Here is a 26,811-nt window from a genome sequence, read left to right as displayed (position 1 = left end):
CCCACAATCCGCCGGCCCGCAGCCCCTCGCCAAGAAGGGACGCCCGGACCGGTCAGCCGCATTCGCCATGCCGACGCTGATCTGCAACTGCAACGACACCATGCTGCTTGACGGGGCGGCGTTGTCCGAAGCAACCAGGGACGCCAGCCAGGGTCCCTTGAAGGTCCATCGCCTGCTGTGCCGGCGCGAAATCGGCGACTTCACCGCCGCGCTCGACGGCACCGACGACGTGATCGTCGCCTGCACCCAGGAACGCCAGCTCTTTACCGAAGTGGCCGCGCAAGCCGCCCACGGCAACGATGGCCGCCCGGTGGTGGTCGCGCCGGTGCGTTTCGTCAATATCCGCGAGACCGGCGGCTGGTCGCAGGGCGCCCGGCGCGACCCAAAGACCGCCAATGCCAAGATCGCCGCGCTGCTGGCCGTGGCCGCGCTGCCCGAACCCGATCCCGTGCCGGTGGTGGACTACCGCTCCGACGGCGCGGTGCTGGTGCTGGGCCCGGCCCAGCGCGCGCTGCCGTGGGCCGAGCGCCTGGCCGCGATGCAGCTGGAAGTCACGGTGCTGCTGACCGGCAGCGACCAGCGCGAAGGGGCCGCGGCGCAGCCGGCGGCGCGTGCCTATCCGGTCCACAGCGGCCGGCTGGCCTCGCTGACGGGCTGGCTCGGCGCGTTCGAGGCCAGCTGGGAGACCGGCGCCGGCCGCAGCAACCCGATCGACCTGGACCTGTGCACCCGCTGCAATGCCTGCATCGACGCCTGCCCCGAGGACGCGATCGACTTCAGCTACCAGGTCGACCTGTCGCGCTGCCGCTCGCACCGCGATTGCGTGCGCGCCTGCGGCGCCGCCGCGGCGATCGACTTCGACCGCCCGCAGGGCACCGTGCAGGGCCGCTTCGACCTGGTCTTCGATCTTTGCGACACGCCCGCCTTCACCATGCACCAGCCGCCGCAGGGCTACCTGCACGCCGGCGCCGATACCGCGCGCCAGCAGGCGCAGGCGCTGATGCTGGCGGGGCTGGTGGGCGAGTTCGAGAAGCCGAAGTTCTTCCGCTACAAGGAAAGCCTGTGCGCGCATGGCCGCAACCAGACCACCGGCTGCACCGCCTGCATCGACATCTGTTCGACCGAGGCCATCGCGTCGCGCTGGCATGACGGCAAGGGGCGCATCGAGGTCGCGCCCAACCTGTGCATGGGCTGCGGCGCCTGTACTACCGTCTGCCCAAGCGGCGCCATCAGTTATGGCTACCCGGGGCCGGAGGTAACCGGCGCGCGCCTGCGCACGCTGCTGTCGGCATACCGCCAGGCGGGCGCGCGTGATCCGGTGGTGCTGCTGCATGGCGAGGAACACGGCACGCCCGCGCTGCTGGCGCTGGGCCGCGCCGCCCGCGGCGGCAAGGCCAGCGGCGTGCCCGCCAATGTCATGCCGCTGCCGCTGTTCCATCCGGCCTCGGCCGGGCTGGAATTGTGGCTGGCCGCGCTGTGCTGGGGCGCAAGCCGCGTGGCCGTGCTGCTGACCGGCAACGAGGCGCCGCAGTACCGCACCGCGCTGCAGGAGCAGATGGCGGTCGGGCGCGCCATGCTGGCCGGCCTGGGCTATGACGGCGAGGTGCTGTCGCTGGTCGAGGCCGCCGACACCCCGGCGCTCGATGCGGGCCTGGCGGCGCTGCGCCCCGGCCGCAACGCGCTGCCGCCGGCGCCGTTCGGCCCCGTGCCGGCCAAGCGCGAGATGCTGGACTTTGCGCTGGACCACCTGGCGCGGCACGCGCCGGTGCCGGCGCAGAGCGTGCCGCTGCCGGCCGGCGCCCCGATCGGCGCGGTCGCCGTGGATACCGGCAAGTGCACCCTGTGCATGGCCTGCGTGGGCGCGTGCCCGTCGCAGGCGCTGCGCGACAACCCCGAGCGCCCCGTGCTCAGCTTTATCGAGCGCAATTGCGTGCAGTGCGGTCTGTGCGAGAAGACCTGCCCGGAAGACGCCATCACCCTGGTGCCACGCCTGCTGGCCGGCGACGCGGCACGCCGCCCGGTGACCCTGAGCGAGGCCCAGCCGTTCCATTGCATCCGCTGCGCCAAGCCCTTCGGCACGGCGCAGATGGTGGAGTCGATGCTGGTGCGGCTGGCCGGCCATCCGGCCTTTGCCGGCGCCGCGGCCGAGCGCCTGAAGATGTGCCCCGACTGCCGCGTGGTGGACATGATGGAACGCGATCCGGGCACGATAACCGGAGCCACGCTGCGCTGACGGCGGCAAGACCCCAGGACAATTCATCACGACATGACAGATTTCCAGCCGATCCAGCTTACCGCCGCGCCGCCAGCCGACGATGCCGAGGACACCGCCCGCGCCGACCTGTACGGCCTGCTCGCCACGCTGTTCTACCGCGCGCCCGATGCCGCGCTGCTGCACCACATCGCCGCCAACCGCGCCGTGGGCGAGGACGCGAATACCGTGCTGGGCAAGGCGTGGAACGCGTTGTGCGATGCAGCATCCGAAACCACTGCAGCCGAGGCCGAGGAGGAATACCGGCAGCTGTTCGTGGGCGTGGGCCGCCAGGACGTGTTCCTGTACGGCTCCTTTTATATGACCGGCTTCCTCAACGAACGCCCGCTGGTGGCGTTGCGCGAGGACCTGGCCCGCTACGGCCTGGAGCGCCATGAGGGCGTCAGCGAGACCGAGGACCATATCGCCACGCTGTGCGAGGTGATGCGCTTCCTGGTGGCGGGCGATGACCTGTCGGTGTCCAACCCGGGCGAGCAGCAGCGCTTCTACGCGCAGCACCTGCAGCCGTGGGTGGAGCGATTGTGCGACGCGGTAACGGCGCACCCGCAAGCGCGTTTCTATCGCAGCGTGGCGGGCTTGCTGGGCGCCTTTGCCGGCGTGGAGGCCGTCGCGCTCGAGATGCATTGAGCGCGGCCACGGGCTCGAGACGGCTTTAATACTGCGGGGCCAACGGCAGCCGCATACCCGAAATCGGGTGGGCAGGTAAGGAAAACCCTTGCATATCATGGTCTTTCCTGCCAGTTGCTTCTAGAATATGCATAACAACGCATAACGGCGACAACCATCGGGCTTTGACAGCCGAGGAGCCCTCACATGAGAGAGAAGCCAACCAGGGTCGCGCGCCGCACGTTTCTCGCGGGCGCTGGAGTCGTGGCTGCCGCTACGGGTGCGGCAGCACTGACCGCGCGCGGTCCGGCCATGCCGGGCCAGGCCGCAGCCCTGCCGGAACCCACCGACGCCCCGTCGGACAGCAAGGGTTACCGGGTCTCTGACCACATCCGCAAGTATTACCGGACCACGCTGGTGTAACTGCCAGGGCGGTGTGGTCTGCCGCGCCGCCTGCAACCGGACGTCACCGCGCGCACGCGAATCGTCCGCATCTGAGGTGAGACATGATCTTGACCCGCAAACGCGCGGCGCAGGGCGCATCCGCCCGCCTCGCTGACGGCCTTGCCAACCGGCCTGAACATGCTGGCGCAGTCTCCGGCCGGCTCACGCAGCGGCTAGCGGCCAGCCTGGCCGGTGCGATGCCGACCATGGACCGCCGCAGCTTTCTCAAGCGCTCGGGCATCGGCGTTGGCGCCGGGCTGGCGGCCTCGCAACTGACGCTGCTGCGCAAGGCCGACGCGGCCGATGACAAGACGGCCGCCGCCGAAGGCAAGACCGGCATCGTGGTCAGGCGCACCGTATGCGGCCACTGCTCGGTTGGCTGCGCGGTCGACGCGGTGGTGCAGAACGGCGTGTGGATCCGCCAGGAGCCGGTGTTCGATTCGCCCATCAACATGGGCGCGCACTGCGCCAAGGGCGCGGCGCTGCGCGAGCACGGCCACGGCGAATACCGCCTCAAGTACCCGATGAAGCTGGTCAACGGCAAGTACCAGCGCATCAGCTGGGACCAGGCGCTGGACGAGATCACCGCCAGGATGAAGGAGATCCGCCAGCAGACCGGCCCGGACTCGATGTTCTTCGTCGGTTCGTCCAAGCACAGCAACGAACAGTCCTATCTGCTGCGCAAGTGGGTGTCGTTCTTCGGCACCAACAACACCGACCACCAGGCGCGCATCTGCCACTCCACCACGGTGGCGGGCGTGGCCAATACCTGGGGCTACGGTGCCATGACCAACTCGTACAACGATATGCAGAACGCGAAGGCGGCGCTGTATATCGGTTCGAACGCGGCCGAGGCGCACCCGGTGTCGATGCTGCACCTGCTGCATGCCAAGGAGAACGGCTGCAAGGTGATCGTGGTCGACCCGCGCTACACGCGCACCGCGGCCAAGGCCCAGCACTATGTGCGCATCCGCTCGGGCACCGATATCGCCTTCCTGTTCGGCGTGCTGTACCACATCTTCAAGAACGGCTGGGAAGACCAGAAGTACCTGAACGACCGGGTCTACGGCATGGACAAGGTCAAGGAAGAGGTGCTGGCCAAGTGGACCCCGGACAAGGTCGAGGAAGTCTGCGGCGTGCCCGAGGCGCAGGTCTACATGGTGGCCGAGATCATGGCCAAAAACCGCCCCAGCACGCTGGTGTGGTGCATGGGCCAGACCCAGCACACCATCGGCAATGCGATCGTGCGCGCCTCGTGCATCGTGCAGCTGGCGCTGGGCAATATCGGCGTGTCGGGCGGCGGGGCCAATATCTTCCGCGGCCACGACAACGTGCAGGGCGCCACCGACGTGGGCCCCAACCCGGACTCGCTGCCGGGCTACTACGGCCTGGCCACCGGCGCGTGGAAGCACTACGCCGCGGTGTGGGGCGTCGACTACGAATGGATCAAGAAGCAGTTCGCCTCGCAGACGATGATGGAGAAGTCCGGCACCACGGTGTCGCGCTGGATCGATATCGTCACCGAAAAGAACGAGCTGATCGACCAGGACAACAACGTGCGCGGCGTGTTCTTCTGGGGCCACGCCCCGAACTCGCAGACGCGCGGCCTGGAGATGAAGAACGCGCTCGACAAGCTCGACCTGCTGGTGGTGGTCGACCCATACCCGTCGGCGACCGCGGCCATGGCCAACATGCCGCCGGCCGAGGGCGGCAAGGTCAACCCGAACCGCGCGGTGTACCTGCTGCCGGCCTGCACGCAGTTCGAGACCTCGGGCTCGTGCACGGCGTCGAACCGCTCGCTGCAATGGCGCGAGAAGGTGATCGAGCCGCTGTTCGAATCGATGCCTGATCACGCCATCATGCAGGCGTTTGCCGACCGGCTCGGCTTCGGCAAGGAGCTGTCGAAGAACTTCAAGATGATCGAGGTCAAGCGTGCCGGCCGCACCTGGATGGAGCCTGAGACCGAATCGATCCTGCGCGAGATCAACGCCAGCAACTGGACCATCGGCTACACCGGCCAGTCGCCCGAGCGCCTGAAGTCGCATATGCGCAATATGCAGATGTTCGACGTCAGGACGCTGCGCTGCAAGGCGGGCAAGGACCCGGTGACCGGCTATGACCTGACCGGCGACTACTTCGGGCTGCCGTGGCCATGCTATGGCACGCCTGAGCTGAAGCATCCCGGCTCGCCCAACCTGTACGACACCAGCAAGCACGTGATGGACGGCGGCGGCAACTTCCGCGCCAACTTCGGCGTGGAGCGCGACGGCGTCAACCTGCTGGCCGAGGACGGATCGTATTCGCTGGGCGCGGAGATCACCACCGGCTATCCGGAGTTCGACCATGTGCTGCTCAAGAAGCTGGGCTGGTGGGACGACCTGACCGATGCCGAAAAAGCCAGGGCCGAAGGCAAGAACTGGAAGACCGATCTCTCCGGCGGCATCCAGCGCGTGGTGATGAAGAACCATGGCTGCCACCCGTTCGGCAACGCCAAGGCGCGCGCGGTGGTGTGGAACTTCCCCGACGCGATCCCGCAGCACCGCGAGCCGCTGTACTCGACGCGCCCCGACATGGTCGCCAAGTACCCGACCCACGACGACAAGATGGCGTTCTGGCGGCTGCCGACGCTGTACAAGTCGGTGCAGCAGCGCAATATCGAGAACAAGGTCTATGAAAAGTTCCCGATCATCCTGACCTCCGGGCGGCTGGTCGAGTACGAGGGCGGCGGCGAGGAAACCCGCTCCAACCCGTGGCTGGCGGAGCTGCAGCAGGAAAACTTCGTCGAGATCAACCCGCGCGCGGCGTCCGACCGCGGCATCCGCAACGGCGACTTCTGCTGGGTCAAGACGCCCACCGGGGCCCGCATCAAGGTGCGCGCGCTGGTGACCGAGCGGGTGGGGCCCGATACCGCCTTCATCCCGTTCCACTTCTCGGGCTGGTGGCAGGGCAAGGACTTGAAGGACTATTACCCCGAGGGCGCGATGCCGATCGTGCGTGGCGAAGCGGTGAATACCGCCACCACCTACGGCTATGACGCGGTCACGATGATGCAGGAAACCAAGACCACCGTTTGCCAGATCGAGCGGTTTGCATAAGCGCAGAGGAACACCATGGCACGCATGAAATTTATCTGTGACGCCGAGCGCTGCATCGAGTGCAACAGCTGCGTCACTGCCTGCAAGAACGAGCACGAGGTGCCCTGGGGCGTGAACCGGCGCCGCGTGGTCACCGTCAATGACGGCGTGGTCGGGGCGGAGAAATCGATCTCCGTGGCCTGCATGCACTGTTCGGACGCGCCCTGCATGGCAGTCTGCCCGGTTGACTGTTTCTACCGCACCGAGGACGGCGTGGTGCTGCACGACAAGGACGTCTGCATCGGCTGCGGTTACTGCTCCTACGCCTGCCCGTTCGGCGCGCCGCAGTTCCCGTCGACCGGCACCTTCGGCGTGCGCGGCAAGATGGACAAGTGCACCTTCTGCGCGGGCGGCCCGGAAAAGAACGGCTCCGAAGCCGAGTTCGAGAAGTACGGGCGCAACCGCCTGGCCGAGGGCAAGCTGCCGCTGTGCGCCGAGATGTGCTCGACCAAGGCGCTGCTGGGCGGCGACGGCGATGTGATAGCCGACATCCTGCGCAACCGTGTGATCAAGCGCGGCACCGGCGGCGATGTGTTCGGCTGGGGCACGGCCTATGGCACCGCCAAGGGCGGCGCGGCCCAGCCGGCGCAGCCCGCGCCCGCGGCACCGGCGGCCCCCGCGGCCTCGGGAGGGCAGGCGTCATGAACCGCTTCCGCGTGGTTGCAACGATGTCGCTGTGCGGCGTGCTGCTGGCCGCCTGCGGCGAGAAGCCGCAGACCATCGGGGCGTCGCAGCGCAAGGCCGATGCTCCGGCCTACCAGGGCGCGCCGGACGATCCGTTCGTGGTCAAGGGGTGGACCGCGGGGGACAAGACCAGCTGGACCAATCAGATCCGCCAGCGTAACCAGTTGCAGAACGAGTACAACCGCACGCAATGAAGGCGCTGCGGTTGGGCCGCCCCGGCAGGCGGGCGCTGGCCCCCGACGATCCGAAGGAGCGCATATGACGCCGTCGCAGAATGCATGCCGCGCAGGCTGGCGGCGCTGGCTGAGCGCCGGCGCGCTGGCGCTGCTGGCCGTCGCCGGCACCGCCGCCGCACAGGCGCCGGCCTCGGCCCCGCCGGCACCGGCCGCCGCACAGGCCAATGCCGACGCCAACAACCCGGCCACGCACCCGGCGCAGCCGCTGGCCGGGATCGCATCCGAGAACATCTTCAACGTGCCGCGCCGCGACATCGCCGCCGAGGCGCAGTCGCAGAAGAGCCGCACGGTCACGCAGCCCGGCAACAATGCGCCGGTCTGGCGCGAGGTCAATTCCGACCAGCGCCACTACAGCAGCCTGCCGGACAAGGAAGCCGGCGTGCTGATCCAGCGCACCGGCCAGCAATGGCGCCTGTTCCGCAACGGTGTCATCACCGTCTGGGGCGGCTGGCTGCTGCTGGTGGTCCCGCTGGCGATCCTGGGCTTCTTCCTGTGGCGCGGCACCATCCCGCTGCGCTCACCCCGCACCGGCCGCATGATCGAGCGCTTTACGCCGCTCGAGCGCATCGTGCACTGGTCGATGGCGATCTCGTTCGTGGTGCTGGCGCTATCGGGCATCGTGATGCTGCTGGGCAAGCATTTCATGCTGCCGCTGATGGGCCACACGCTGTTCGGCTGGCTGACCTACGTGCTGAAGAACCTGCACAACGTGGTGGGGCCGGTCTTCACGGTATCGGTGATCGCGGGCTTCGTGGTGTTCGTGCGCGATAACCTGCCCAGCCGCGACGACGTGCGCTGGGTGACCAGCCTCGGCGGGCTGGCCTCTGGCAAGCACGTGCCGAGCGGGCGCTTCAATGCCGGCGAGAAGATCTGGTTCTGGGGCGGCCTGTTCGTGTTCGGGCTGGTGCTGTCGGCATCGGGCTGGGTGCTCGACATGATCGTGCCGGGCCTGGACTACTACCGGGCGACCATGCAGATCGCCAACGTGATCCACGGGATCTCGGCGGTGCTGATGATCGCCATGGCTTGCGGCCATATCTACATGGGCACCATCGGCATGGAAGGCGCCTACCGCGCCATGCGCGACGGCTGGGTGGACGAGGCCTGGGCCAGGGAACACCACGAGCTCTGGTACGACGACATCAAGGCCGGCAAGATCCCGGCCCAGCGCTCGGCCAGCCCGGATGCCGCCGCGGGGCGCCCGGCGCGGCATAGCCCCGGCGAAGCCTGAAGCGGGCACCAACGATCAATCGGGAATCTTCGACGATGACACGCCTCCTGACGCTGATTGCCATGGCTGCCGGCGCCGCTTTCGCAGCCTACACCCCGGGCGCACAGGCCAAGCTGCCGCCGCCGACCGAGGCCCAGCAGGCCAAGGCCGCCGAGGCCAAGGCGCGCACCGCCTGGTCGGACAAGGTCGCTGCCTACCAGCTGTGCCGTGCCCAGGACAAGACCGCCGTGCATTACTACGCCGGCCGCAAGGCGCAAGGCAAGGAAGTGCGCGAGCCCGCGCAGACTGCCCCATGTGCCGATCCGGGGCCCTTCGTGGCGCCGGCCGCGGCCACCCCGGCACCCGCCGTGGCAGGCACGCCCGGCGCGGTACAATCGCCTGCGAAGGCGCCGTAATTCCCGCCCCGATGCATGCCGCTCGGGGCCTTCACCAGCGGCCCCGAGCCGCCTCGTCATGACCCTGCGTCCCGAGCTTACCCAGGCAGCCGTTCCCCTGATCGAAGAGGTTGAAGTCGTCGACGAGCAGGGGCGCGTGCGCGCGGCCTACCTGCCGGGCGAGCGGCCGCTGACGGTCTACCTGGACAAGCGCGAGCTGGTCACGCTGATGACGCTGGGCGGCGCGCCCGAGCATCTGGTGCTGGGCTACCTGCGCAACCAGCGGCTGGTGGAATCGATCGAAGACATCGCCGCGGTGCAGGTCGACTGGGAAACCGAGTCGGCCGCCGTGACCACGCGCAACGGCGTGGACCGCATCGAGGAACGCACGGCGCGCCGCGTGGTGACCACCGGCTGCGGGCAGGGCACCGTGTTCGGCTCGCTGCTGGATGAAGTCGACAGCATCCGCCTGCCGGTTGGCGCCACGCTGGACCAGGACACCCTGTACGGCATCATCGACACCATCCGGCTGCAGCAGTCGGTCTACAAGCAGGCCGGCTCGGTGCATGGCTGCGCGCTGTTCCAGGGCACCGAGCTGCTGATGTTTGTCGAAGACGTGGGCCGCCACAACGCCGTGGACGCCATTGCCGGGCGCATGTGGCTGGAAGGCATGACGGGCGGCGACAAGATCTTCTACACCACCGGGCGCCTGACCTCCGAGATGGTGATCAAGGGCGCGCAGATGGGAATCCCGTTCCTGCTGTCGCGTTCGGGCGTCACGCAGATGGGCTACCAGATGGCGCGGCGCGTCAACCTGACGCTGTTCGCGCGCTGCACCGGCAAGCATTTCCTGCTCTACACGGGGCGCGAGCGCTTCCGTCACCGCCTGCCTGAAGATATAGTGGCTTAATATCCACTTTCGCTGCTGCCCTTTGCTTGAAGGGCGGGCGCCGATTGGTTGTACAATGCGGCGCACTCCGAGCCAGTGTGTCTACCTCCCAACCCTATGAGCATTAAATCCGACAAATGGATCCGCCGCATGGCGGAGCAGCACGGCATGATCGAGCCGTTCGCGCCGGGCCAGGTCCGGGAGGCTGACGGCCGCAAGATCGTGTCGTACGGCACCTCGAGCTACGGCTACGACATCCGCTGTGCCGACGAATTCAAGATCTTCACCAATATCAACAGCACCATCGTCGATCCGAAGAATTTCGACGAGAAGTCGTTTGTGGATTTCAAGGGCGATGTCTGCATCATCCCGCCCAACTCGTTCGCGCTGGCGCGCACGATGGAGTACTTCCGCATCCCGCGCAGCGTGCTGACCATCTGCCTGGGCAAGAGCACCTATGCCCGCTGCGGCATCATCGTCAACGTGACGCCGTTCGAGCCCGAGTGGGAAGGCTATGTGACGCTGGAGTTCTCCAACACCACGCCGCTGCCCGCCAAGATCTACGCCGGCGAGGGCTGCGCCCAGGTGCTGTTCTTCGAGAGCGACGAGGTCTGCGAGACCTCGTACGCCGACCGGGGCGGCAAGTACCAGGGCCAGCACGGTGTCACGCTGCCGAAGACCTGAGCGCATTACAATGCCGGCGTTTGCCGGAACGGCTGGTTCCCGGAAGGGCCGCCGAACCTGACGTGAGAGCCACATGTCGCCGTTGCGGGGAACCCCTGCCGGCCATGTGGCTCAAGTCCTTTATGTCACGCTATTCCATCAAGGATGCCCGATGAAATTCCGCTTCCCCGTCATCATCATTGACGAAGACTTCCGCTCCGAGAACATCTCTGGCTCGGGCATCCGCGCGCTGGCCGAAGCGATCGAGAAAGAAGGCATGGAGGTGATGGGCCTGACCAGCTACGGCGACCTGACTTCGTTTGCTCAGCAGTCGAGCCGCGCCTCGAGCTTTATCGTGTCGATCGACGACGACGAGTTCGTGCGCGACGACGACCAGCCCGAAGCCGCCGCCATCGAGAAGCTGCGCGCGTTCGTCAACGAAGTGCGCCGCCGCAACTCGGACCTGCCGATCTTTTTGTACGGCGAGACCCGCACCTCGCGCCATATCCCCAACGATATCCTGCGCGAGCTGCACGGCTTCATCCACATGTTCGAGGACACGCCGGAATTCGTGGCGCGCCACATCATCCGCGAAGCCAAGGTCTACCTCGATACGCTGGCGCCGCCGTTCTTCAAGGCGCTGATCGACTACGCGCAGGACAGTTCGTACTCGTGGCACTGCCCGGGGCACTCGGGCGGCGTGGCGTTCCTGAAGAGCCCGGTGGGCCAGGTGTTCCACCAGTTCTTCGGCGAGAACATGCTGCGCGCCGACGTCTGCAACGCGGTCGACGAGCTGGGCCAGCTGCTGGACCACACCGGCCCGGTGGCCGCATCGGAGCGCAATGCCGCGCGCATCTTCAACTCCGACCACATGTATTTCGTCACCAACGGCACCTCCACCTCGAACAAGATGGTGTGGCATGCCAACGTGGCGCCGGGCGACATCGTGGTGGTGGACCGCAACTGCCACAAGTCGATCCTGCACGCGATCATGATGACGGGCGCGATCCCGGTCTTCCTGATGCCCACGCGCAATCACTATGGCATCATCGGCCCGATCCCGAAGAGCGAGTTCGATCCGGAAACGATCAGAAGGAAGATCGCCAACCACCCGTTCGCCAGCAAGGCCAGGAACCAGAAGCCGCGCATCCTGACCATCACCCAGGGGACGTACGACGGCGTGCTGTACAACGCCGAGCAGATCAAGGAAATGCTGGCGTCCGAGATCGACACGCTGCACTTCGATGAAGCCTGGCTGCCGCATGCGGCGTTCCACGACTTCTATCGCAATATGCACGCGATCGGCAAGGACCGCCCGCGCAGCAAAGACGCGCTGGTGTTCGCCACGCAGTCCACGCACAAGCTGCTGGCGGGCCTGTCGCAGGCTTCGCAGATCCTCGTGCAGGATTCCGAGACGCGCAAGCTGGACCGCTACCGCTTCAACGAGGCCTACCTGATGCATACCTCGACCAGCCCGCAGTACTCGATCATCGCCTCGTGCGACGTGGCCGCGGCGATGATGGAAGCGCCCGGCGGCACCGCCCTGGTGGAAGAAAGCATCCAGGAGGCGCTGGACTTCCGCCGCGCCATGCGCAAGGTCGAGGGCGACTACGAGGCCGGCAACAACGGCGACTGGTGGTTCAAGGTGTGGGGCCCCGATGCGCTGATCGAAGACGGCATCGGCGACCGCGAAGAGTGGATGCTCAAGGCCAACGAGCGCTGGCACGGCTTCGGCGACCTGGCCGACGGCTTCAACCTGCTCGACCCGATCAAGGCCACCATCATCACCCCGGGCCTGAACGTGGACGGCGAGTTCAGCGACCGCGGCATCCCGGCGGCCATCGTCACCAAGTACCTGGCCGAGCACGGCATCATCATCGAGAAGACCGGGCTGTACTCGTTCTTCATCATGTTCACCATCGGCATTACCAAGGGCCGCTGGAACTCGCTGGTGACCGAGCTGCAGCAGTTCAAGGACGACTACGACCAGAACCAGCCGCTGTGGCGCGTGCTGCCGGAATTCGTCGGCAAGCACCCGCAATACGAGCGCATGGGCCTGCGTGACCTGTGCGATGCGATCCACAGCGTGTACAAGGCCAACGACGTGGCGCGCGTGACCACCGAGATGTACCTGTCGGACATGGAACCGGCGATGAAGCCGTCGGACGCCTGGGCCATGATGGCGCACCGCGAGATCGAGCGCGTGCCGGTGGACGACCTGGAAGGCCGCGTCACCGCCATCCTGCTGACGCCGTACCCGCCGGGCATTCCGCTGTTGATCCCGGGCGAGCGCTTCAACCGCACCATCGTGCAGTACCTGAAGTTCGCGCGCGAGTTCAACAAGCTGTTCCCGGGCTTCGAGACCGACATCCACGGACTGGTCGAGGATCAGGTCGACGGCAAGAAGGCGTATTTTGTCGACTGCGTGAAGCAGGGCGGCTGAGCGGTCCGCTACCGGACGCTCCATGCGAGGGTTTGCTCCCTCTCCCGCAAGCGGGAGAGGGAGCACGCAAACGGTTGTCCGGGCCCGGTCGCACTCGTCCCGCATGAAAGCTTTGTCAGCACGCTGGGGCCCCGCTATGCGGGGCCCTTTCTTCTTTGCCTATTGAGCTTTCCCTGATTCGCGACAGTGCAAAAACAACCACAGTCATTCCCGCGCAGGCGGGAATCCAGCGTCTTTGAAGTCACTGGGTTCCCGCCTGCGCGGGAACGACAAGCAAGAAGCGTTGTCGTGAATTTCGGAAACATCAATAGGTGAACGGATTCAGCAGCATCGCGCCCGTGCCGCGGAAGTCCTCCACATTGCGCGTGACAACGGTCAGGTCGTGGATCAGCGCCGTCGCCGCGATGAACTTGTCCAGCGCGTGCTCCGGCCGCGGCGCGCGCAGCTGGCCCCAGACCTGGGCGACGTCGGCATCGACCGGCAATACCTGCCGGCCAAAATCCTCCAGCACCGTCGCCAGCCATTGCTCCAGCACCGCGGCCTGCGCCGTATCGCCGCGATGCCGGATCAGTGCAACGCCTCGCTGGAGCTCGCCCACGGTCAGCGCCGACAGATAGAGCGCGGCACCTTCCCGCGCCGCCTGCCGGAAGAACGCGCACACGCCTGGGTTGGCGCGCTCGCGCTTGCGCGTTTCGCTGATGACGTTGGTATCAATCAAATACACGCGGCGCCTCGCCCGTATCCTGGGTCCGCTCGAAGTCGGCGTCGTCGCCGACGTCCGGGATGCTGGCCAGCACCTCGGCAAAGCTGCGCCGCCGCGTGCCGCCCAGCGCCTGCGCCAGGATGGCGCGGTGCTCGGCCTCGGCGCTGCGGCCGTTGGCGACGCCCCGCTCGCGCAGGCGCTGGACCAGGGATTCATCGATGCCGCGAACGAGTAGTGTTGCCATCTTGACCTCCTCACCATCGGATGGAGGGATGATAGCATTGTTATCAATGCGGCGGTTACGTATCGATGGCAGGCTGTACATCGCGGCGGTGTCGGGCCGGTCCAAGGCTTTGGTGGTCTGCATGGTTGCTCTCCTGGGTCAAGTCGCTGAACGCAGGAGCCAGTCTGGGCCGCGCCGGAGCGCCGGTCGATGAGCCGATTCGCAATCGCGAACGCGTTCCTTTTGCGCAACGCCAGGCTGCCGCATCGCCACAACCCACCCGCGCCAATGAAAAAGCCCCGCATTGCTGCGGGGCCTTGGGCCGACTATCCGGATCAGTTCTTCTTCTCGAATTCGAACTGTGGTGTCGCGGGCTCGGGTGTCGGCGCCGCGCCTGGCAGTTCCAGGGAACCCGGCGCGGATGCCGGTTTCTCCGGCTCCCCGCCAAGCGGGATGCTGACCTCCGCCGCGTTGCTATGGTGCAGCGAACCCTTGTCGAGCAGGGCGGTCACCATGCCTGGCCAGAACATCACCAGCAGCACCATCACCAGTTGCAGGCCCACCCAGGGCAGGGCGCCCCAGTAGATGTCGGAGCTCTTCACTTCCTTCGGGGCGATGCCGCGCAGGTAGAACAGCGCGAAGCCGAACGGCGGGTGCATGAACGAGGTCTGCATGTTCACGCACAGCATCACGCCGAACCACACCAGCGCCGCCGTGGCGGCAGCTTCGGGATTGCCGCCCATGGAATCCATGACCACCGGTGTCAGCACCTTCACGGCCACCGGGGCCAGCATGGGCACCACGATGAAGGCGATCTCGAAGAAATCGAGAAAGAATGCCAGGAAGAAGATGAACAGGTTCACCACGATCAGGAAGCCGATCCAGCCGCCTGGCAGCGAGGTGAACAGGTGTTCCACCCAGGCGCCCCCGTCCACGCCCTGGAACACCACCGAGAAGCAGGTGGAGCCGATCAGGATGAACACCACCATGGCCGTGATGCGTGCGGTTGACTGGTAGGCGTCGACGATCAGCAGGCGCAGCTCGGTCATCTGGCCGGCGCGCAGCAGCAGCCAGAGGATGACCAGGTACACCACTGCCAGCGGGATGCGGAACGCGTGCGAGCCGAAGGCGAAGATGCCCACGCCCGTGGCCACCAGCGTGGCGGCGAGGCCGACGCGGTAGATCTGGCGGTCGATCCGGCTGAATGCCTTGTCGCGGATCACGGCCAGCACCAGCGCGCCGACCGCGCCCATGGCGCCGGATTCCGTCGGCGTTGCGATGCCCAGCATGATCGTGCCCAGCACCAGGAAGATCAGCACCGCGCAGGGGATGATGCCGCGCAGGCATTTGCGCCACAGCGCCCAGCCCCGCAGCGTGCGGGCTTCGGGGGGCACAGGCGGCAGCCAGTCGGGCTTGAAGCGCGCCAGCAGGAAGGTATAGAGCGCGAACAGCGCAATCTGTACCACCGACGGGCCCCATGCACCCAGGTACATGCTGCCCACGTCGGCGCTGCCCAGCGGCGTCTTGAGCTGGTCGGCCAGCACCACCAGCACCAGCGACGGCGGCACCAGCTGCGTGATGGTGCCCGACGCGGCCAGTACGCCGGTGGCGTACTTCATGTTGTAGCGGTACCGCATCATCACCGGCAGCGAGATCATCGCCATTGCAATGACCTGCGCCGCCACGGTGCCGGTAATGGCGCCGAGAATAAAGCCGACGATAATGACCGAATAGCCAAGGCCGCCGCGCACCGGGCCGAACAGCTGGCCCATGGAGTCCAGCATGTCTTCCGCCAGCCCGCATTTCTCCAGGATGGCGCCCATGAAGGTGAAGAACGGAATGGCCAGCAGCAGCTCGTTGGCCAGCACACTGCCGAATACGCGGCTCGGCACGGCCTGCAGGAAGCTGATGGGGAAATAGCCCCATTCAATGGCCAGGAAACCGAAGGCCAGCCCGACCGCGGATAGCGAAAATGCGACCGGGAACCCGATCAGCATGAATACCACCAGGCCGCCGAACATCAGCGGCGGCATATATTCCAACGGGATCATTGCACCGGCCTCTCGTATTTCGATTCGATACGCACCAGGCCTTGCAGGGCGGCGATGCGCTTGATCAGTTCGGACACGCCTTGCAAAGCCAGCAAGGCAAAGCCGACCGGCACCACCAGCTTGATCGGGTATCGCGGCAGGCCGCCGGAATTACCGGATTGCTCGAGGATGCGCCACGAGGGCAGGAACAGGGAATCCCACGACAGCCAAGTGAACAGGATGGCCGAGGGCAGCAGGAATACGACGATGCCGAAGATGTCGATCCAGTGCTGCGCGCGTTCCGACACGTTGCCGTAGATCAGGTCTACGCGCACGTGCTCATTGCGCTGGAAGGTGTAAGAGGCGCCGAACATCACGGCAATGGCAAACATGTACCACTGCAGTTCGAGTGGCCAGTTGTCGCTCAAGTTGAAGCCATAGCGCAGGAGGGCATTGCCTGCGCTGATCAGGCACGACAGCAGGATCATGATGTTTGCAAGCCTGCCAGTGTGCTGATTCAACCTGTCGATCTGTCGTGACAGACCAAGCAAGTAATACATGGGTTGTCTCCCCGGTTTTTGCGGCGATTAGTTTATCTGTAACAAAATTTACAGGCGCTAGGGGCTACTACCTACAGGGGGCGACGAGATTGCGCCGGAATGGGAAATGCCAATAGAAAAAGCCACCGGGCTCGCGCCGCAGTGGCTTCTTCTTGCGTAAAACTTACGCCAAACTTACAGCGCCGCGCGTGCGGCAGCGATGGCGGCGCGCACCTGCGCCGGCGCGGTGCCGCCGATATGGTCGCGCGCGGCGACCGAGCCTTCGAGCGTCAGCACCGCGTGCACGTCGTCGCCGATCAGCGCGGCCTTGTCGCCCAGGCCGGAGACCTCGCGCAGCTCGGCCACGCTCAGGTCGGCCAGGTCGCACTGGCGGCTGTCGCAGGCGCGCACCGCGTGGGCCACGGCCTCGTGGGCGTCGCGGAAGGGCAGGCCCTTCTTGACCAGGTAGTCGGCCAGGTCGGTGGCCGTGGCATAGCCCTGCAGCGCCGCGGCGCGCATGGCTTCCGGCTTGACGCTGATGCCCGGCACCATGTCGGCGAAGATGCGCAGCGTGTCGACCACGGTATCGACCGTGTCGAACAGCGGCTCCTTGTCTTCCTGGTTGTCCTTGTTGTACGCCAGCGGCTGGCCCTTCATCAGGGTCAGCAGGCCGATCAGGTGGCCGTTGACGCGGCCGGTCTTGCCGCGTGCCAGCTCGGGCACGTCGGGGTTCTTCTTCTGCGGCATGATCGAGCTGCCGGTGCAGAAGCGGTCGGCGATGTCGATAAAGCCCACGCGCGGGCTCATCCACAGCACCAGCTCTTCCGAGAAGCGCGACACATGCGTCATCACCAGCGCGGCGGCGGCGCAGAATTCAATGGCGAAGTCGCGGTCCGACACGGCATCCAGCGAGTTGCGGCAGACGCCGTAGAAGCCCAGTTGCTGCGCCACGAACTCACGGTCGATCGGGTAGCTGGTGCCGGCCAGTGCGGCGGCGCCCAGCGGCAGGCGGTTGACGCGCTTGCGGCAGTCGGCCATGCGCTCGGCATCGCGCGTGAACATCTCGTTGTAGGCCAGCAGGTGGTGGCCGAAGGTCACCGGCTGCGCCACCTGCAGGTGGGTGAAGCCCGGCAGGATGGTGTCGGCGTTCTGCTCGGCCAGGTCCAGCAGCGCGCCGCGCAGGGCGCCGAGCAGCACGATGATGTTGTCGATCTCGCTGCGCAGCCACAGGCGGATGTCGGTGGCGACCTGGTCGTTGCGCGAGCGGCCGGTGTGCAGGCGCTTGCCGGCATCGCCCACCAGCGCGGTCAGGCGCGCCTCGATGTTCAGGTGCACGTCTTCCAGGTCCAGCTTCCACTCGAAGCCGCCGGCTTCGATCTCGGCCTTGATCTGCACCATGCCGCGCGCGATCTCGGCGTGGTCGGCCTCGGCGATGATGCCCTGCTTCGCCAGCATGGCCGCGTGGGCCAGCGAGCCCTGGATGTCGAACAGGGCCAGGCGCTTGTCGAAAAACACCGAGGCGGTGTAGCGCTTCACCAGGTCGGACATCGGTTCGGAGAAGCGGGCGGACCAGGCTTCGCCTTTCTTGGCAAGTTGGGAGGTGGACATGGACGTCGGCTGCAGTGGCTCGCGCGGCAGGCGCCGGCGTGCGGACGGCGGCGGGCGCGAGAAATTGGGAAACGGCGATTATATCGCCCGCCGGCCCGCTGGCGGCGCCGGCTGGCACGGCGGCGCCGTTCGTCAGAGCTGGCTGTGGATCACAGGTCCCTTGAAGACCACCGGGCCGCTGGGCCCGTCGGCACTGGGCGAGCCGCCCGGCGGCTCGACGCTGACCGCCAGCGCCGGCACCCCCGCGGGCCGTTGCGCCAGCGCCAGCCGGGCTTGCGGCGCCCGGCCGATCACGCCCAGCGACTGGGGCTTGCCGCCTGCGGGCAGCGCCCAAAGCTGCAGCACCTGCTGCTCGCTCAGTGTCAGGTGATCCAGGCGCCGCACAATGAGGCTGCGTCCACCAGCATCCCATGACACCAGCATGGCCGGCTGGGCGCGGTCGTCGTTCAGCACGGCAACGACTTCGGCCGGTGCCGTTTCGCCCTGCCGCGCCAGCCGCGTGCCAATGCCGACTGCCAGGACCGTCACCAGCGCCATGGCCGCCGCCGCACCGCGCCAGAAGACGGGGGTAGACCACAGGCGCTGCCACCAGCCGCCGCCAGGGTCGCTGGGGCGCAGCGGCCGGACCCGTTCCGGGACCCGATCCTCGGCGGCCTTCCAGCCAAGCCGCTGCTCGATCCCGCACCAGACTTTGTCGACCGGCTCGGCGGCCGCCTGCAATTCGGCCACGCCCGCCAGCCTGGCTTGCCAGCGGAGGATCGCCGCGTGCACCGCCGGTTCTTCGCGCGCCAGCTGTTCCAGGCGGCGGCGCGCGCCGCCGCGCAGCACACCCAGCGCATATTGGGCGGCGATGCGATCGAGCAGCTCGGGATGGGTGGCGAGCCTCATGCTGCCCCCTCCATGCAGCTGCGCAGCCGCTCCAGCCCGCGCCGGATCCAGGACTTGACCGTCCCCAGCGGTGCGCGCAGCCGCGCGGCCAGTTCAGCGTGGCTCAGGTCCTGCAGGTAGGCCAGCATGATGGCCTGGCGCTGTGGCTGCTCCAGCCGCTGCAGGCAGCGGCTGAGCGCGCGTGCCTGCTGGCTGGCATCGGCCAGCTCGGCGGGCCCGGCCGCGTCGTCGGCAAGCCATTCGCCCAGATCTTCGTCAAGCTCGACCGTCTGCCCGACGCGCGCCGCGGTTGCGCGGCGCAGGCAGTCGAGCGCGCGGTTGCGCACGATCGCGGTCATCCACGTCATCGGCGCGGCCAGGTGCGGCCGATAGTCGCCCGCGTGATGCCAGATGCTGACAAAGCTTTCCTGCACGACATCCTCCGCCCAATCGCGCCTGCCAGTGATACGCAGCGCAAGGCCAAACAGTTTCGTCGCGGTGAGGTCATAGAGTCCGCGCAGGGCCTGCCGGTCGCCGATGGCCACGGCCTGGAGCAAGGCGGCAAGGCGCTCGGCGCCGGGGGGCGCGGCATAGCTTTCGGCGGAAGGGGACACCGTGGAAGGGGGCACCGGGGCGTCTCTCGAAGGGGCGTTGCCGGATTATAGGCATGACCTTGCATCCGGTTGGCGCCTGCGTGCGTATCAGTGGCAGGCGCACGACGGCCGGGGGCCGCGGCGCCATTGGCTCCGCCTTTGACCCACTAAGGAGAACACCATGGAACGCATGCGCAGGATTGCCGCCACGACGGACTCGACCGATTCCCCTGGCCGCATCATTACCGCACCCGATGCACGCCGCCGCGGGCTGCTCAAGGTGCCGGGGCTGTTCGCGCTTGGCTCGCTGGCCGTCATCAGCCTGGGGGAATCCATGCCAGCCTGGGCGCAGACCCAGTCGGGCAGCACCAAGGACGACATCAATATCCTGAACACCGCGCTGGGGCTGGAATACCAGGCGATCGCCGCCTACCAGGTGGGCGCGGAAAGCGGCCTGCTGCAAAAGCCGGTGCTCGCCACCGCGGTCAAGTTCCAGGACCACCACAAGGCACACGCGCAGGTGCTGGCGGGCACGGTGCAGAAACTGGGCGGCTCGCCGGTGATGGCGAAGAAGCCGTCGGACTATGCCTTCCCGACCGAACAGCTCAAGAACCAGGCCGATGTGCTGCGTTTTGCCGCCGGGCTGGAAAAGGGCGCCACCGCCGCCTACCTGGGCGTGCTGCCGAACTTCCACAACCGCGAGCTGACCCGCGCCGCCGGCAGCATCCTCGGCGACGAGGCGATGCATTGGGCGGTGCTGCTGCACGCGCTGGGTGAGGATCCGGTGCCTGGGGCGTTTGTGGGGTGAGGGGGCTGAAGCTTGCTGGCTGTTTGCTCTCCCACTTGCGGGAGAGCAAACACCACGCGTGCCATGCCGACTTGTTCCCAGTAACCGACACGTCGTCCCCGCGAAGGCGGGGACCCAGTGACTTTAAAAGACGCTGGATTCCCGCCTGCGCGGGAATGACAGAGTGGGATCTGCCTTCTTGACAAACGGTTCCTGGCCAGGGAGCAAACCGGCAGCCCTCCGGCGCCTATCAGCCTGTATTGCGCAACCCCGCCGCGACCCCGTTGATGGTCAGGTGGATCCCGCGCCGTACGCGGATGTCATCGCCATCCTTGCCCGAGCGGTAGCGCTTGAGCAGCTCGACCTGCAAGTGGTTCAGCGGGTCGAGGTAGGCAAAGCGGTTCTTGATCGAGCGCGCCAGCAACGGGTTGTCCGCCAGCCGTTCCTGGTGGCCGGTGATCAGGGCCAGCATCTCGCAGGTCAGGTGCCATTCCTTGCTGATCCGGTTGAACACATTGCGGCGCAGCGCGGCGTCGTCGCACAGCTGGGCGTAGCGCGAGGCCACCGCCAGGTCGGTCTTGGCCAGCACCATGTCCATGTTGGACAGCAGCGTCGAGAAGAACGGCCAGGTCTTGACCATGCGGCGCAGCGTGGTCACGGCCTGCTTGCGGGCCTTGTCGTCCGGCGCGCTGTCCAGCAGCGATCTGACCGCGCTGCCAAAGCCATACCAGCCCGGCAGCAGCAGGCGGCACTGGCCCCACGAGAAGCCCCACGGAATCGCCCGCAGGTCTTCGATGCGGCGGTTCTTCTTGTCCATCAGCTTGCGCGAGGCCGGACGCGAACCCAGGTTCAGGTCGGCGATCTCGGTGATCGGCGTGGTGGCGAAGAAGTAGTCCTTGAAGCCCGGGGTCTCGTAGACCAGGTCGCGATAGGCCGTGAAGGCGCGGTCCGACAGCTGCTGCATGACGGCCTCGAAGGTATCCAGGTCCTTCGGCGCGTTCTGCTGCGGCAGCAGCGATGCCTCCAGCGTGGCCGCGACCACCGTCTCCAGGTTGCGCCGGCCGATCTCGGCGTTGGCGAACTTGCTGTTGATGATCTCGCCCTGCTCGGTCAGGCGGATCTGGCCGTTCACCGTGCCCGGCGGCTGCGACAGGATGGCCTGGTAGGTCGGGCCGCCGCCGCGGCCGACGGTGCCGCCGCGGCCGTGGAACAGGCGCAGCTTGACCTTGCGCTGCTCGAACAGCTGCACCAGCGCCAGCTCGGCCTTGTACAGCTCCCAGGTCGAGGTCAGGAAGCCGCCGTCCTTGTTCGAATCCGAGTAGCCGAGCATCACTTCCTGCTCGACCCCATGGTGCGCGATCACCGAATCAAAGCCCGGCAGGTCCAGCAGCGACTGCATGATGCCGGCGGCGTTGCGCAAGTCTTCGATGGTCTCGAACAGCGGGATCACCATCAGTTCCATGCGCGCCGGGTCGGTCTTGCTGCCCAGCGTGCCCTGCAGCATGCCGGATTCCTTCTGCAGCAGCATCACCTCGATCAGGTCCGACAGCGTCTCGGTATGCGAGATGATGTAGTTGCGCGCAATGCGCTTGCCATAGCGCGCACGCAGCTCGCGCGCGGCGGCGAAGATCGCCAGTTCCTTGCGGGTCTGCTCCGAGTACTCGTGCCAGGGCAGGGTCAGCAGGCGCGGCTGGCGCAGTTCGGCCAGCAGCAGTTCCAGCTTGCGCGCCTCGGGCAGGGCGGCGTAGTCGGGGGCGATGCCGGCGGCGGCGAACAGTTCGGCGATGACCGCCTCGTGCACGTCCGAGACCTGGCGCATATCGACCGACGCCAGGTGGAAGCCGAACACGCCGATGGCGCGCGCCAGGGCGTCGATGCGGCCATTGGCCAGCGCCTCGCCGTGGTTGGCGCGCAGCGAGTCGACCACCACCTGCACGTCGGCGGCAAAGGCCTCGGCGCTGTCGTAGGGTTCGGCCGGCGCCACCGGGCGGCGCGGCACGGCGTGGCCGGTCAGCGCCTTGCTGGTTGCGGCCAGGCGCGCATAGATGCCGATCAGCGCGCGGCGGTAGGGTTCGTCGGCGCGATGCTCGGAGTGGTCGGGCGAGCGCTCGGCCAGCGCCAGCAGTTCGGGGCTGGCATCGGCCATCAGCGTCGACATCGACAGCTCCGCGCCCAGCGCATGGACTTCATCCAGGTACCAGTCCAGGATCATCTGCCCCTGCTGGCTGGCGGCATGCTCCAGCGTATCGGCGGTGACGTTCGGGTTGCCGTCGCGGTCGCCGCCGATCCAGGAACCCATCTGCAGGAACGGCGCCAGCGGTGCAGCCTTGGTGCCCGAGGCACCCGGGGTGCCCTTGCGCTTGCGCGTGGCCGGGAACACCGCGGCGATGTCTTCTTCCAGCTCGCTCATCAGCTGCGGGATGCCGCGCAGGAAGGTGGTGCGGTAGTACGACAGCGCGTTCTCGATCTCGTCGGCCACTGTCAGGCGCGCGTCGCGCAGCATGCGGGTCTGCCACAGGGTGGTGACCTTGGCGCGCAGCTGCGCGGTGTTGTGCTCGCGCTCGCGCGCGGTCATCGGCAGGTCGCGCTCGGCCAGCAGGCGGGCGATCTCGCGCTCGGCGTCCAGGATGCTCTTGCGCTGGACTTCGGTCGGGTGCGCGGTCAGCACCGGCACGATCAGCGCCTCGTCCAGGAACTTGCGCAACTGCTTGCCGGTCACGCCGGCGGCGTCGATCGACTCCAGCGCGTGCTGCAGGCTGCCGGCCTGCGGCGGCGAGCCGGCCAGCGCGTGCACGCGGCGGCGGCGGTTGTGGTGCTGGTCCTCGGCGATATTGGCCAGGTGCGAAAAATAGCTGAAGGCGCGCACCACCTGGTTGGTCTGGTCGCGCGACAGGCGCTTGAGCAGCCGGTCCAGTTCCGCGCCCGCGGCCCGGTCGTTCTCGCGCCGGAAGCGCACCGCGGTCTGGCGGATGGTCTCGACCACCTCGAAGGCGGCGTCGCCTTCCTGCTCGCGCAGGCATTCGCCCAGCAGGCGCCCCAGGAAGCGGATGTCTTCGCGCAGCGGCACGTCCTTGTCGGCGGTGCGGCGGGCGGGGGCGGCGATGGTGGTTCCGTTGCTCGACACGATCGAAAGCCTGGGCTTGGCGGAGCGCTTGGCTGCGCGGGGGACGGAAGGGGTGGATTTGGCGGTGGTTGCGCCGGTTACGTCACCTTTTGCGGCGGACGGGTCTTTCGCGGCCGCAGGGGTCTTCCGACCGGACCGGCCATTCGGGCGCGCAGCATGCTGCGTCATGCAATCTCCTCGTTCTTGCTTCTCTAAGCTTATCTAATGGTGCGGAGCGGCTATTGGGTCGCGTGCTACCATAGACGAATGTCGTCTGCCACCCCGTCTTCCTCTACCGCTGTCGTGTCTCGCAATCTTCCGCAAAAGCTCATCATCGCCTCCCGAGAAAGCCGTCTGGCCCTGTGGCAGGCAGAACATGTGCGTGCTGCGTTGCAACAATACTATCCCGCGTGCGGCGTGTCCATTCTTGGCATGACCACGCGCGGAGACCAGATTCTAGACCGTACTTTGTCCAAAGTCGGCGGCAAGGGTTTGTTTGTCAAAGAACTGGAGTTCGCGATGGACGAAGGCCGGGCCGACCTCGCGGTGCATTCGCTCAAGGATGTGCCGATGGAGTTGCCCGCGGGCTTTGCCCTGGCCGCCGTGATGGAACGCGAGGATCCGCGCGACGCGCTGGTGTCCTCGGCCTATGCGTCGCTGGACGAGATGCCGGCCGGCACCGTGGTCGGTACGTCCAGCCTGCGCCGTGAAGCGGCGCTGCGCAGCCGCTACCCGCACCTGGTGATCAAGCCGCTGCGCGGCAACCTGGATACGCGGCTGGGCAAGCTCGACCGCGGCGAATACGGCGCCATCATCCTGGCTGCCGCCGGCCTCAAGCGCCTGGGCCTGGGCGAGCGCATCCGCGCGCTGATCCCGGTCGAGGTGTCGCTGCCGGCCGCGGGGCAGGGCGCGCTCGGCATCGAGACCCTGGCGAACCGTCCCGATCTGGCCGAATGGCTGGCGCCGCTGAACCACCAGCCGACCGCGCTGGCCGTGACCGCCGAACGCGCCGTTTCGCGCAGGCTGGGCGGTTCGTGCCAGGTGCCGCTGGCCGCCCACGCGCGCTGGGAAGGCGACCAGCTGAAGCTGGATGCCTTTGTCGCGCTGCCCGACGGCACGCGCGCCATCCGTGCCGCCGCCTCCGGGCCGGCCGCTGACCTGGCCGCCGCCGAGGCGCTCGGCCGGGCCTGCGCGCGCGACCTGCTGGCGCAGGGCGCCGAAGCCATCCTCGCGGCGCTGGCCGATTCTGGCGATCCCGCCGGCGCCCAAGCTCCCGCCTGAGGCTGCCCGATGCCCCGCCCGACCGTCGTTGTCACACGACCCGCCGGGCAGTCCCGGCAACTGACCGAGGCGCTGCAGGCCGCCGGTCTGGACGTACTCAGTTTTCCCCTGCTGGCCATCGGCCCGGCCAGTGACGGCGCGCCCCTGCGCGCGGCGCTGGCGCGGCTGGACATCTTTGCGCTGGTGGTCTTCGTCAGTCCCAATGCCATCGCCTACGCGCTCGACGCACTGGCCGTCGTGCAAGGCGCAGCCGTGGCCCGATGGCCGGCGCAGGTGCCGGTGGCGGTGGTCGGGCCGGCCAGCGTCGCCGCACTGGCCGAGCGCGGCATTGCGCCGCCCGCGTATCGCGTGATCGCGCCCGCGGGCGCTGCCGCGAGCGGGCAGGGCACTGACGATGCCGCACCGGACAACGACTCGCCGCGCTTCGACTCCGAAGCCCTGTGGGCGCAGCTTGATCCCGCCGCGCTGGCCGGCAGGCCGGTGCTGATCATCCGCGGCAATGGCGGGCGCGACTGGCTGGGCGACCGCCTGCGCGAAGCCGGTGCGCAGGTCGAGGCCGTCGAGGCGTACCAGCGCACCCTGCCCGAACCGAGCGCCATGCAGTGGCAGGCCGTGCGCGACAACCTGCGCCCGGGCGCCGCGCCGCACGCGTGGCTGCTAACCAGTTCCGAGGCGGTGCGCAACCTTGACGTGCTGGCGCGGCAGCAACTGTCGCCCCGGGAAGACGCTTGCCTGCGGCAGGTGCAGTGCATCGCGCCGCATGCGAGAATCGCCGAACAGGCGCTGGCGCTGGGCTTCGCGCATATCCAGCGCGCCGCGCCGGGCGATGCCGGCCTGCTGGCGGCGTGCCTGCAGTGGGCCGATGCCCATGCCGGCCCGGCGCCGGCAAGCATGCCAGCGGAAACTGCTGCACCGGCAGCGCCGCCGGCCGCCGGGCCGCCCACCGTAGTCCCCGCAATGTCAACGAAGGTCGAACGCGTGACGCAAGAAACCACGTCCTCCTCCGCTGTGCCGCCTGGCGCGGCCTCTGCCCACCAGGCGCCACCGGCGCCGCCGCAGGGGGCCGGCCATGCCGGTGTTCCCCGTGCCGTGGCACGCCGGCCCGCCGCGCTGTGGGCCTTGGTCGCCGTGCTGGTGGTGGCGACCGCCGGCGGTTTCTGGTGGCTGCAGCAGCGCGTCGACCACCTGACCGGCGAACTCGCGCGCCGCCAGCAAAGCAACGATGCGCTGGTGCAGGAGTCGCGCGTGCTGACCCGCAACGCGCAGGACACGGTCAAGGAACTGCAGGCCAAGGTCGGCGCACTGGAAAGCGAGGTCGGCGAAACCCGCGACAAGCAGGTGGCGCTGGAGCAGGTCTACCAGGACCTGATGCGCAACCGTGACGACTGGGAAATCGCCGAGATCCAGCAGCTGCTGACCAGCGCCGGCCAGCAGCTGCAGCTGACCGGCAACGTGCAGGTGGCGCTGGCCGCGCTGCAAAGCGCCGACACCCGCCTGGCGCGCACCGACAAGCCGCAGTACAACCTGCTGCGCCGCGCGATCGCGCGCGACGTCGCGCGCATGAAGGCGGTGCCCGACACCGACCTGACCGGCGCCGCGATCAAGCTGGACGAGGCCATCAATCAGATCGACGTGCTGCCGCTGCTGTCCAGCGAGCGCATGCTCGAGCGCAGCGAGGCCGATGCCCGCAAGGGCGCCGCCGGCAATGGCGCCAGCGCCCCGGCTGCGGCGCATGGCCCGGGCTGGTTCACCCGCCTGTGGAACTACCTGCGCGAAGAACTGGCACAGGTGGTCCGCATCCGCAAGGTCGACGACGCCGAGGCGCTGCTGCTGTCGGGCGACCAGGGCTGGTTCCTGCGCGAGAACGTCAAGCTGCGCCTGCTCAATGCGCGCCTGGCACTGCTGTCGCGCAACGAGCCGGTGTTCCGCAACGACCTGGCTGCCGCGCAGGCGATGATCGGCCGCTATTTCGATACCAAGTCGCGCCGCGTGCAGGGTGTGCTGACGCTGCTGCGGCAGGCGCAGGCCGGCGCGGTCACGGTGCAGCTGCCGACCATGTCCGAAAGCCTGGGCGCGCTGCATGCCCTGAAGAAGGAGTAAG

At 67.6% G+C, this 26,811-nt stretch carries 22 protein-coding genes; 14 read left to right on the top strand and 8 right to left on the bottom strand.

Annotation, left to right across the window (positions count from 1 at the left end; all coding sequences use genetic code 11):
* Positions 1–67: 67 nt before the first annotated feature.
* The 11 genes from ACREYQ_RS12785 to ACREYQ_RS12735 all read left to right on the top strand — a co-directional run bounded on the left by ACREYQ_RS12785 (position 68) and on the right by ACREYQ_RS12735 (position 12,976).
* On the top strand, positions 68–2,233 hold the full coding sequence (locus tag ACREYQ_RS12785; RefSeq protein ID WP_432257952.1) for a 4Fe-4S binding protein: 2,166 nt from the start codon (positions 68–70) through the stop codon (positions 2,231–2,233).
* A gap of 33 nt (positions 2,234–2,266) precedes the next feature.
* Positions 2,267–2,899, top strand: a complete 633-nt coding sequence (locus ACREYQ_RS12780; RefSeq protein ID WP_432257951.1) for a TorD/DmsD family molecular chaperone — start codon at positions 2,267–2,269, stop codon at positions 2,897–2,899.
* Positions 2,900–3,085: 186 nt separating this feature from the next.
* Positions 3,086–3,301 carry a formate dehydrogenase gene (locus tag ACREYQ_RS12775; protein WP_115012811.1) on the top strand — a complete coding sequence of 72 codons (216 nt, stop codon included), beginning with the start codon at positions 3,086–3,088 and terminating at the stop codon, positions 3,299–3,301.
* A gap of 83 nt (positions 3,302–3,384) precedes the next feature.
* Positions 3,385–6,417, top strand: coding sequence for a molybdopterin-dependent oxidoreductase (locus tag ACREYQ_RS12770; RefSeq protein ID WP_432257950.1), 3,033 nt, complete (start codon positions 3,385–3,387; stop codon positions 6,415–6,417).
* A gap of 15 nt (positions 6,418–6,432) precedes the next feature.
* Positions 6,433–7,101, top strand: coding sequence for a formate dehydrogenase FDH3 subunit beta (gene fdh3B / locus ACREYQ_RS12765; protein ID WP_432257949.1), 669 nt, complete (start codon positions 6,433–6,435; stop codon positions 7,099–7,101).
* Positions 7,098–7,334, top strand: coding sequence for a hypothetical protein (locus tag ACREYQ_RS12760; protein ID WP_432257948.1), 237 nt, complete (start codon positions 7,098–7,100; stop codon positions 7,332–7,334). Before fdh3B ends, ACREYQ_RS12760 begins: the two co-directional genes overlap by 4 nt.
* A 64-nt stretch (positions 7,335–7,398) precedes the next feature.
* Entirely contained in the window at positions 7,399–8,607 is a 1,209-nt protein-coding gene (locus ACREYQ_RS12755) for a formate dehydrogenase subunit gamma (RefSeq protein ID WP_432257947.1), read from the top strand.
* Between the two features lie 35 nt (positions 8,608–8,642).
* Positions 8,643–9,002, top strand: a complete 360-nt coding sequence (locus tag ACREYQ_RS12750) for a hypothetical protein (RefSeq protein WP_432257946.1) — start codon at positions 8,643–8,645, stop codon at positions 9,000–9,002.
* Between the two features lie 58 nt (positions 9,003–9,060).
* A complete protein-coding gene (locus tag ACREYQ_RS12745) occupies positions 9,061–9,891 on the top strand; it encodes a formate dehydrogenase accessory sulfurtransferase FdhD (RefSeq protein ID WP_432257945.1) in 831 nt (276 codons plus the stop codon).
* Between the two features lie 96 nt (positions 9,892–9,987).
* The gene (gene dcd, locus ACREYQ_RS12740; protein ID WP_211945564.1) at positions 9,988–10,554 is read left to right on the top strand and encodes a dCTP deaminase; all 567 of its coding nucleotides are present in this window, start codon (positions 9,988–9,990) and stop codon (positions 10,552–10,554) included.
* A 151-nt stretch (positions 10,555–10,705) separates the two neighbouring features.
* Positions 10,706–12,976 (top strand): Orn/Lys/Arg decarboxylase N-terminal domain-containing protein, encoded by a 2,271-nt coding sequence (locus tag ACREYQ_RS12735; protein WP_432257944.1) that lies wholly within the window; start codon positions 10,706–10,708, stop codon positions 12,974–12,976.
* Positions 12,977–13,280: 304 nt separating this feature from the next.
* On the opposite strand, the gene ACREYQ_RS12730 is transcribed toward ACREYQ_RS12735, so the two are convergent.
* The 7 genes from ACREYQ_RS12730 to ACREYQ_RS12700 all read right to left on the bottom strand — a co-directional run bounded on the left by ACREYQ_RS12730 (position 13,281) and on the right by ACREYQ_RS12700 (position 19,560).
* Complete coding sequence (locus ACREYQ_RS12730) at positions 13,281–13,700, bottom strand: type II toxin-antitoxin system VapC family toxin (RefSeq protein ID WP_432257943.1); 420 nt, start codon at positions 13,698–13,700, stop codon at positions 13,281–13,283.
* Positions 13,687–13,923, bottom strand: coding sequence for a FitA-like ribbon-helix-helix domain-containing protein (locus tag ACREYQ_RS12725; protein ID WP_432260415.1), 237 nt, complete (start codon positions 13,921–13,923; stop codon positions 13,687–13,689). Before ACREYQ_RS12725 ends, ACREYQ_RS12730 begins: the two co-directional genes overlap by 14 nt.
* Before the next feature lie 314 nt (positions 13,924–14,237).
* A complete protein-coding gene (locus ACREYQ_RS12720; protein WP_432257942.1) occupies positions 14,238–15,953 on the bottom strand; it encodes a TRAP transporter large permease in 1,716 nt (571 codons plus the stop codon).
* Positions 15,950–16,492: a TRAP transporter small permease subunit gene (locus ACREYQ_RS12715; RefSeq protein ID WP_432257941.1), complete on the bottom strand. Its 543-nt coding sequence runs from the start codon at positions 16,490–16,492 to the stop codon at positions 15,950–15,952. Before ACREYQ_RS12715 ends, ACREYQ_RS12720 begins: the two co-directional genes overlap by 4 nt.
* 174 nt (positions 16,493–16,666) lie before the next feature.
* Positions 16,667–18,079, bottom strand: a complete 1,413-nt coding sequence (argH, locus tag ACREYQ_RS12710) for an argininosuccinate lyase (protein ID WP_432257940.1) — start codon at positions 18,077–18,079, stop codon at positions 16,667–16,669.
* Between the two features lie 132 nt (positions 18,080–18,211).
* On the bottom strand, positions 18,212–18,967 hold the full coding sequence (locus ACREYQ_RS12705; RefSeq protein ID WP_432257939.1) for an anti-sigma factor: 756 nt from the start codon (positions 18,965–18,967) through the stop codon (positions 18,212–18,214).
* The gene (locus ACREYQ_RS12700; protein ID WP_432260414.1) at positions 18,964–19,560 is read right to left on the bottom strand and encodes a sigma-70 family RNA polymerase sigma factor; all 597 of its coding nucleotides are present in this window, start codon (positions 19,558–19,560) and stop codon (positions 18,964–18,966) included. Before ACREYQ_RS12700 ends, ACREYQ_RS12705 begins: the two co-directional genes overlap by 4 nt.
* 160 nt (positions 19,561–19,720) lie before the next feature.
* On the opposite strand from ACREYQ_RS12700, the gene ACREYQ_RS12695 reads away from it, so the two are divergent.
* A complete protein-coding gene (locus ACREYQ_RS12695; RefSeq protein ID WP_432257938.1) occupies positions 19,721–20,347 on the top strand; it encodes a ferritin-like domain-containing protein in 627 nt (208 codons plus the stop codon).
* Between the two features lie 229 nt (positions 20,348–20,576).
* On the opposite strand, the gene ppc is transcribed toward ACREYQ_RS12695, so the two are convergent.
* Positions 20,577–23,618 (bottom strand): phosphoenolpyruvate carboxylase, encoded by a 3,042-nt coding sequence (gene ppc / locus ACREYQ_RS12690; RefSeq protein WP_432257937.1) that lies wholly within the window; start codon positions 23,616–23,618, stop codon positions 20,577–20,579.
* A 78-nt stretch (positions 23,619–23,696) separates the two neighbouring features.
* On the opposite strand from ppc, the gene hemC reads away from it, so the two are divergent.
* Positions 23,697–24,710 (top strand): hydroxymethylbilane synthase, encoded by a 1,014-nt coding sequence (gene hemC, locus ACREYQ_RS12685; RefSeq protein WP_432257936.1) that lies wholly within the window; start codon positions 23,697–23,699, stop codon positions 24,708–24,710.
* Between the two features lie 9 nt (positions 24,711–24,719).
* On the top strand, positions 24,720–26,810 hold the full coding sequence (gene hemDX, locus ACREYQ_RS12680; protein WP_432257935.1) for a fused uroporphyrinogen-III synthase HemD/membrane protein HemX: 2,091 nt from the start codon (positions 24,720–24,722) through the stop codon (positions 26,808–26,810).
* Position 26,811 lies beyond the last annotated feature (1 nt).

It is taken from the genome of Cupriavidus sp. TMH.W2 (assembly GCF_050847365.1).
In the GTDB taxonomy this organism is placed as follows: Bacteria; Pseudomonadota; Gammaproteobacteria; order Burkholderiales; family Burkholderiaceae; genus Cupriavidus.
This window is presented reverse-complemented; position numbering and strand designations above follow the sequence as displayed.

Excerpts from the sequence above, each read along its gene's own strand:
- ACREYQ_RS12715 (WP_432257941.1), bottom strand. The coding sequence starts at position 16,492 with ATGTATTACTTGCTTGGTCTGTCACGACAGATCGACAGGTTGAATCAG.
- hemC (WP_432257936.1), top strand. The coding sequence starts at position 23,697 with ATGTCGTCTGCCACCCCGTCTTCCTCTACCGCTGTCGTGTCTCGCAAT.
- ACREYQ_RS12775 (WP_115012811.1), top strand. The coding sequence starts at position 3,086 with ATGAGAGAGAAGCCAACCAGGGTCGCGCGCCGCACGTTTCTCGCGGGC.
- ppc (WP_432257937.1), bottom strand. The coding sequence starts at position 23,618 with ATGACGCAGCATGCTGCGCGCCCGAATGGCCGGTCCGGTCGGAAGACC.
- argH (WP_432257940.1), bottom strand. The coding sequence starts at position 18,079 with ATGTCCACCTCCCAACTTGCCAAGAAAGGCGAAGCCTGGTCCGCCCGC.
- ACREYQ_RS12735 (WP_432257944.1), top strand. The coding sequence starts at position 10,706 with ATGAAATTCCGCTTCCCCGTCATCATCATTGACGAAGACTTCCGCTCC.
- hemDX (WP_432257935.1), top strand. The coding sequence starts at position 24,720 with ATGCCCCGCCCGACCGTCGTTGTCACACGACCCGCCGGGCAGTCCCGG.
- ACREYQ_RS12705 (WP_432257939.1), bottom strand. The coding sequence starts at position 18,967 with ATGAGGCTCGCCACCCATCCCGAGCTGCTCGATCGCATCGCCGCCCAA.
- ACREYQ_RS12695 (WP_432257938.1), top strand. The coding sequence starts at position 19,721 with ATGGAACGCATGCGCAGGATTGCCGCCACGACGGACTCGACCGATTCC.
- ACREYQ_RS12760 (WP_432257948.1), top strand. The coding sequence starts at position 7,098 with ATGAACCGCTTCCGCGTGGTTGCAACGATGTCGCTGTGCGGCGTGCTG.
- fdh3B (WP_432257949.1), top strand. The coding sequence starts at position 6,433 with ATGGCACGCATGAAATTTATCTGTGACGCCGAGCGCTGCATCGAGTGC.
- ACREYQ_RS12755 (WP_432257947.1), top strand. The coding sequence starts at position 7,399 with ATGACGCCGTCGCAGAATGCATGCCGCGCAGGCTGGCGGCGCTGGCTG.
- ACREYQ_RS12720 (WP_432257942.1), bottom strand. The coding sequence starts at position 15,953 with ATGATCCCGTTGGAATATATGCCGCCGCTGATGTTCGGCGGCCTGGTG.
- ACREYQ_RS12785 (WP_432257952.1), top strand. The coding sequence starts at position 68 with ATGCCGACGCTGATCTGCAACTGCAACGACACCATGCTGCTTGACGGG.
- ACREYQ_RS12780 (WP_432257951.1), top strand. The coding sequence starts at position 2,267 with ATGACAGATTTCCAGCCGATCCAGCTTACCGCCGCGCCGCCAGCCGAC.
- ACREYQ_RS12725 (WP_432260415.1), bottom strand. The coding sequence starts at position 13,923 with ATGGCAACACTACTCGTTCGCGGCATCGATGAATCCCTGGTCCAGCGC.
- ACREYQ_RS12750 (WP_432257946.1), top strand. The coding sequence starts at position 8,643 with ATGACACGCCTCCTGACGCTGATTGCCATGGCTGCCGGCGCCGCTTTC.
- dcd (WP_211945564.1), top strand. The coding sequence starts at position 9,988 with ATGAGCATTAAATCCGACAAATGGATCCGCCGCATGGCGGAGCAGCAC.
- ACREYQ_RS12770 (WP_432257950.1), top strand. The coding sequence starts at position 3,385 with ATGATCTTGACCCGCAAACGCGCGGCGCAGGGCGCATCCGCCCGCCTC.
- ACREYQ_RS12745 (WP_432257945.1), top strand. The coding sequence starts at position 9,061 with ATGACCCTGCGTCCCGAGCTTACCCAGGCAGCCGTTCCCCTGATCGAA.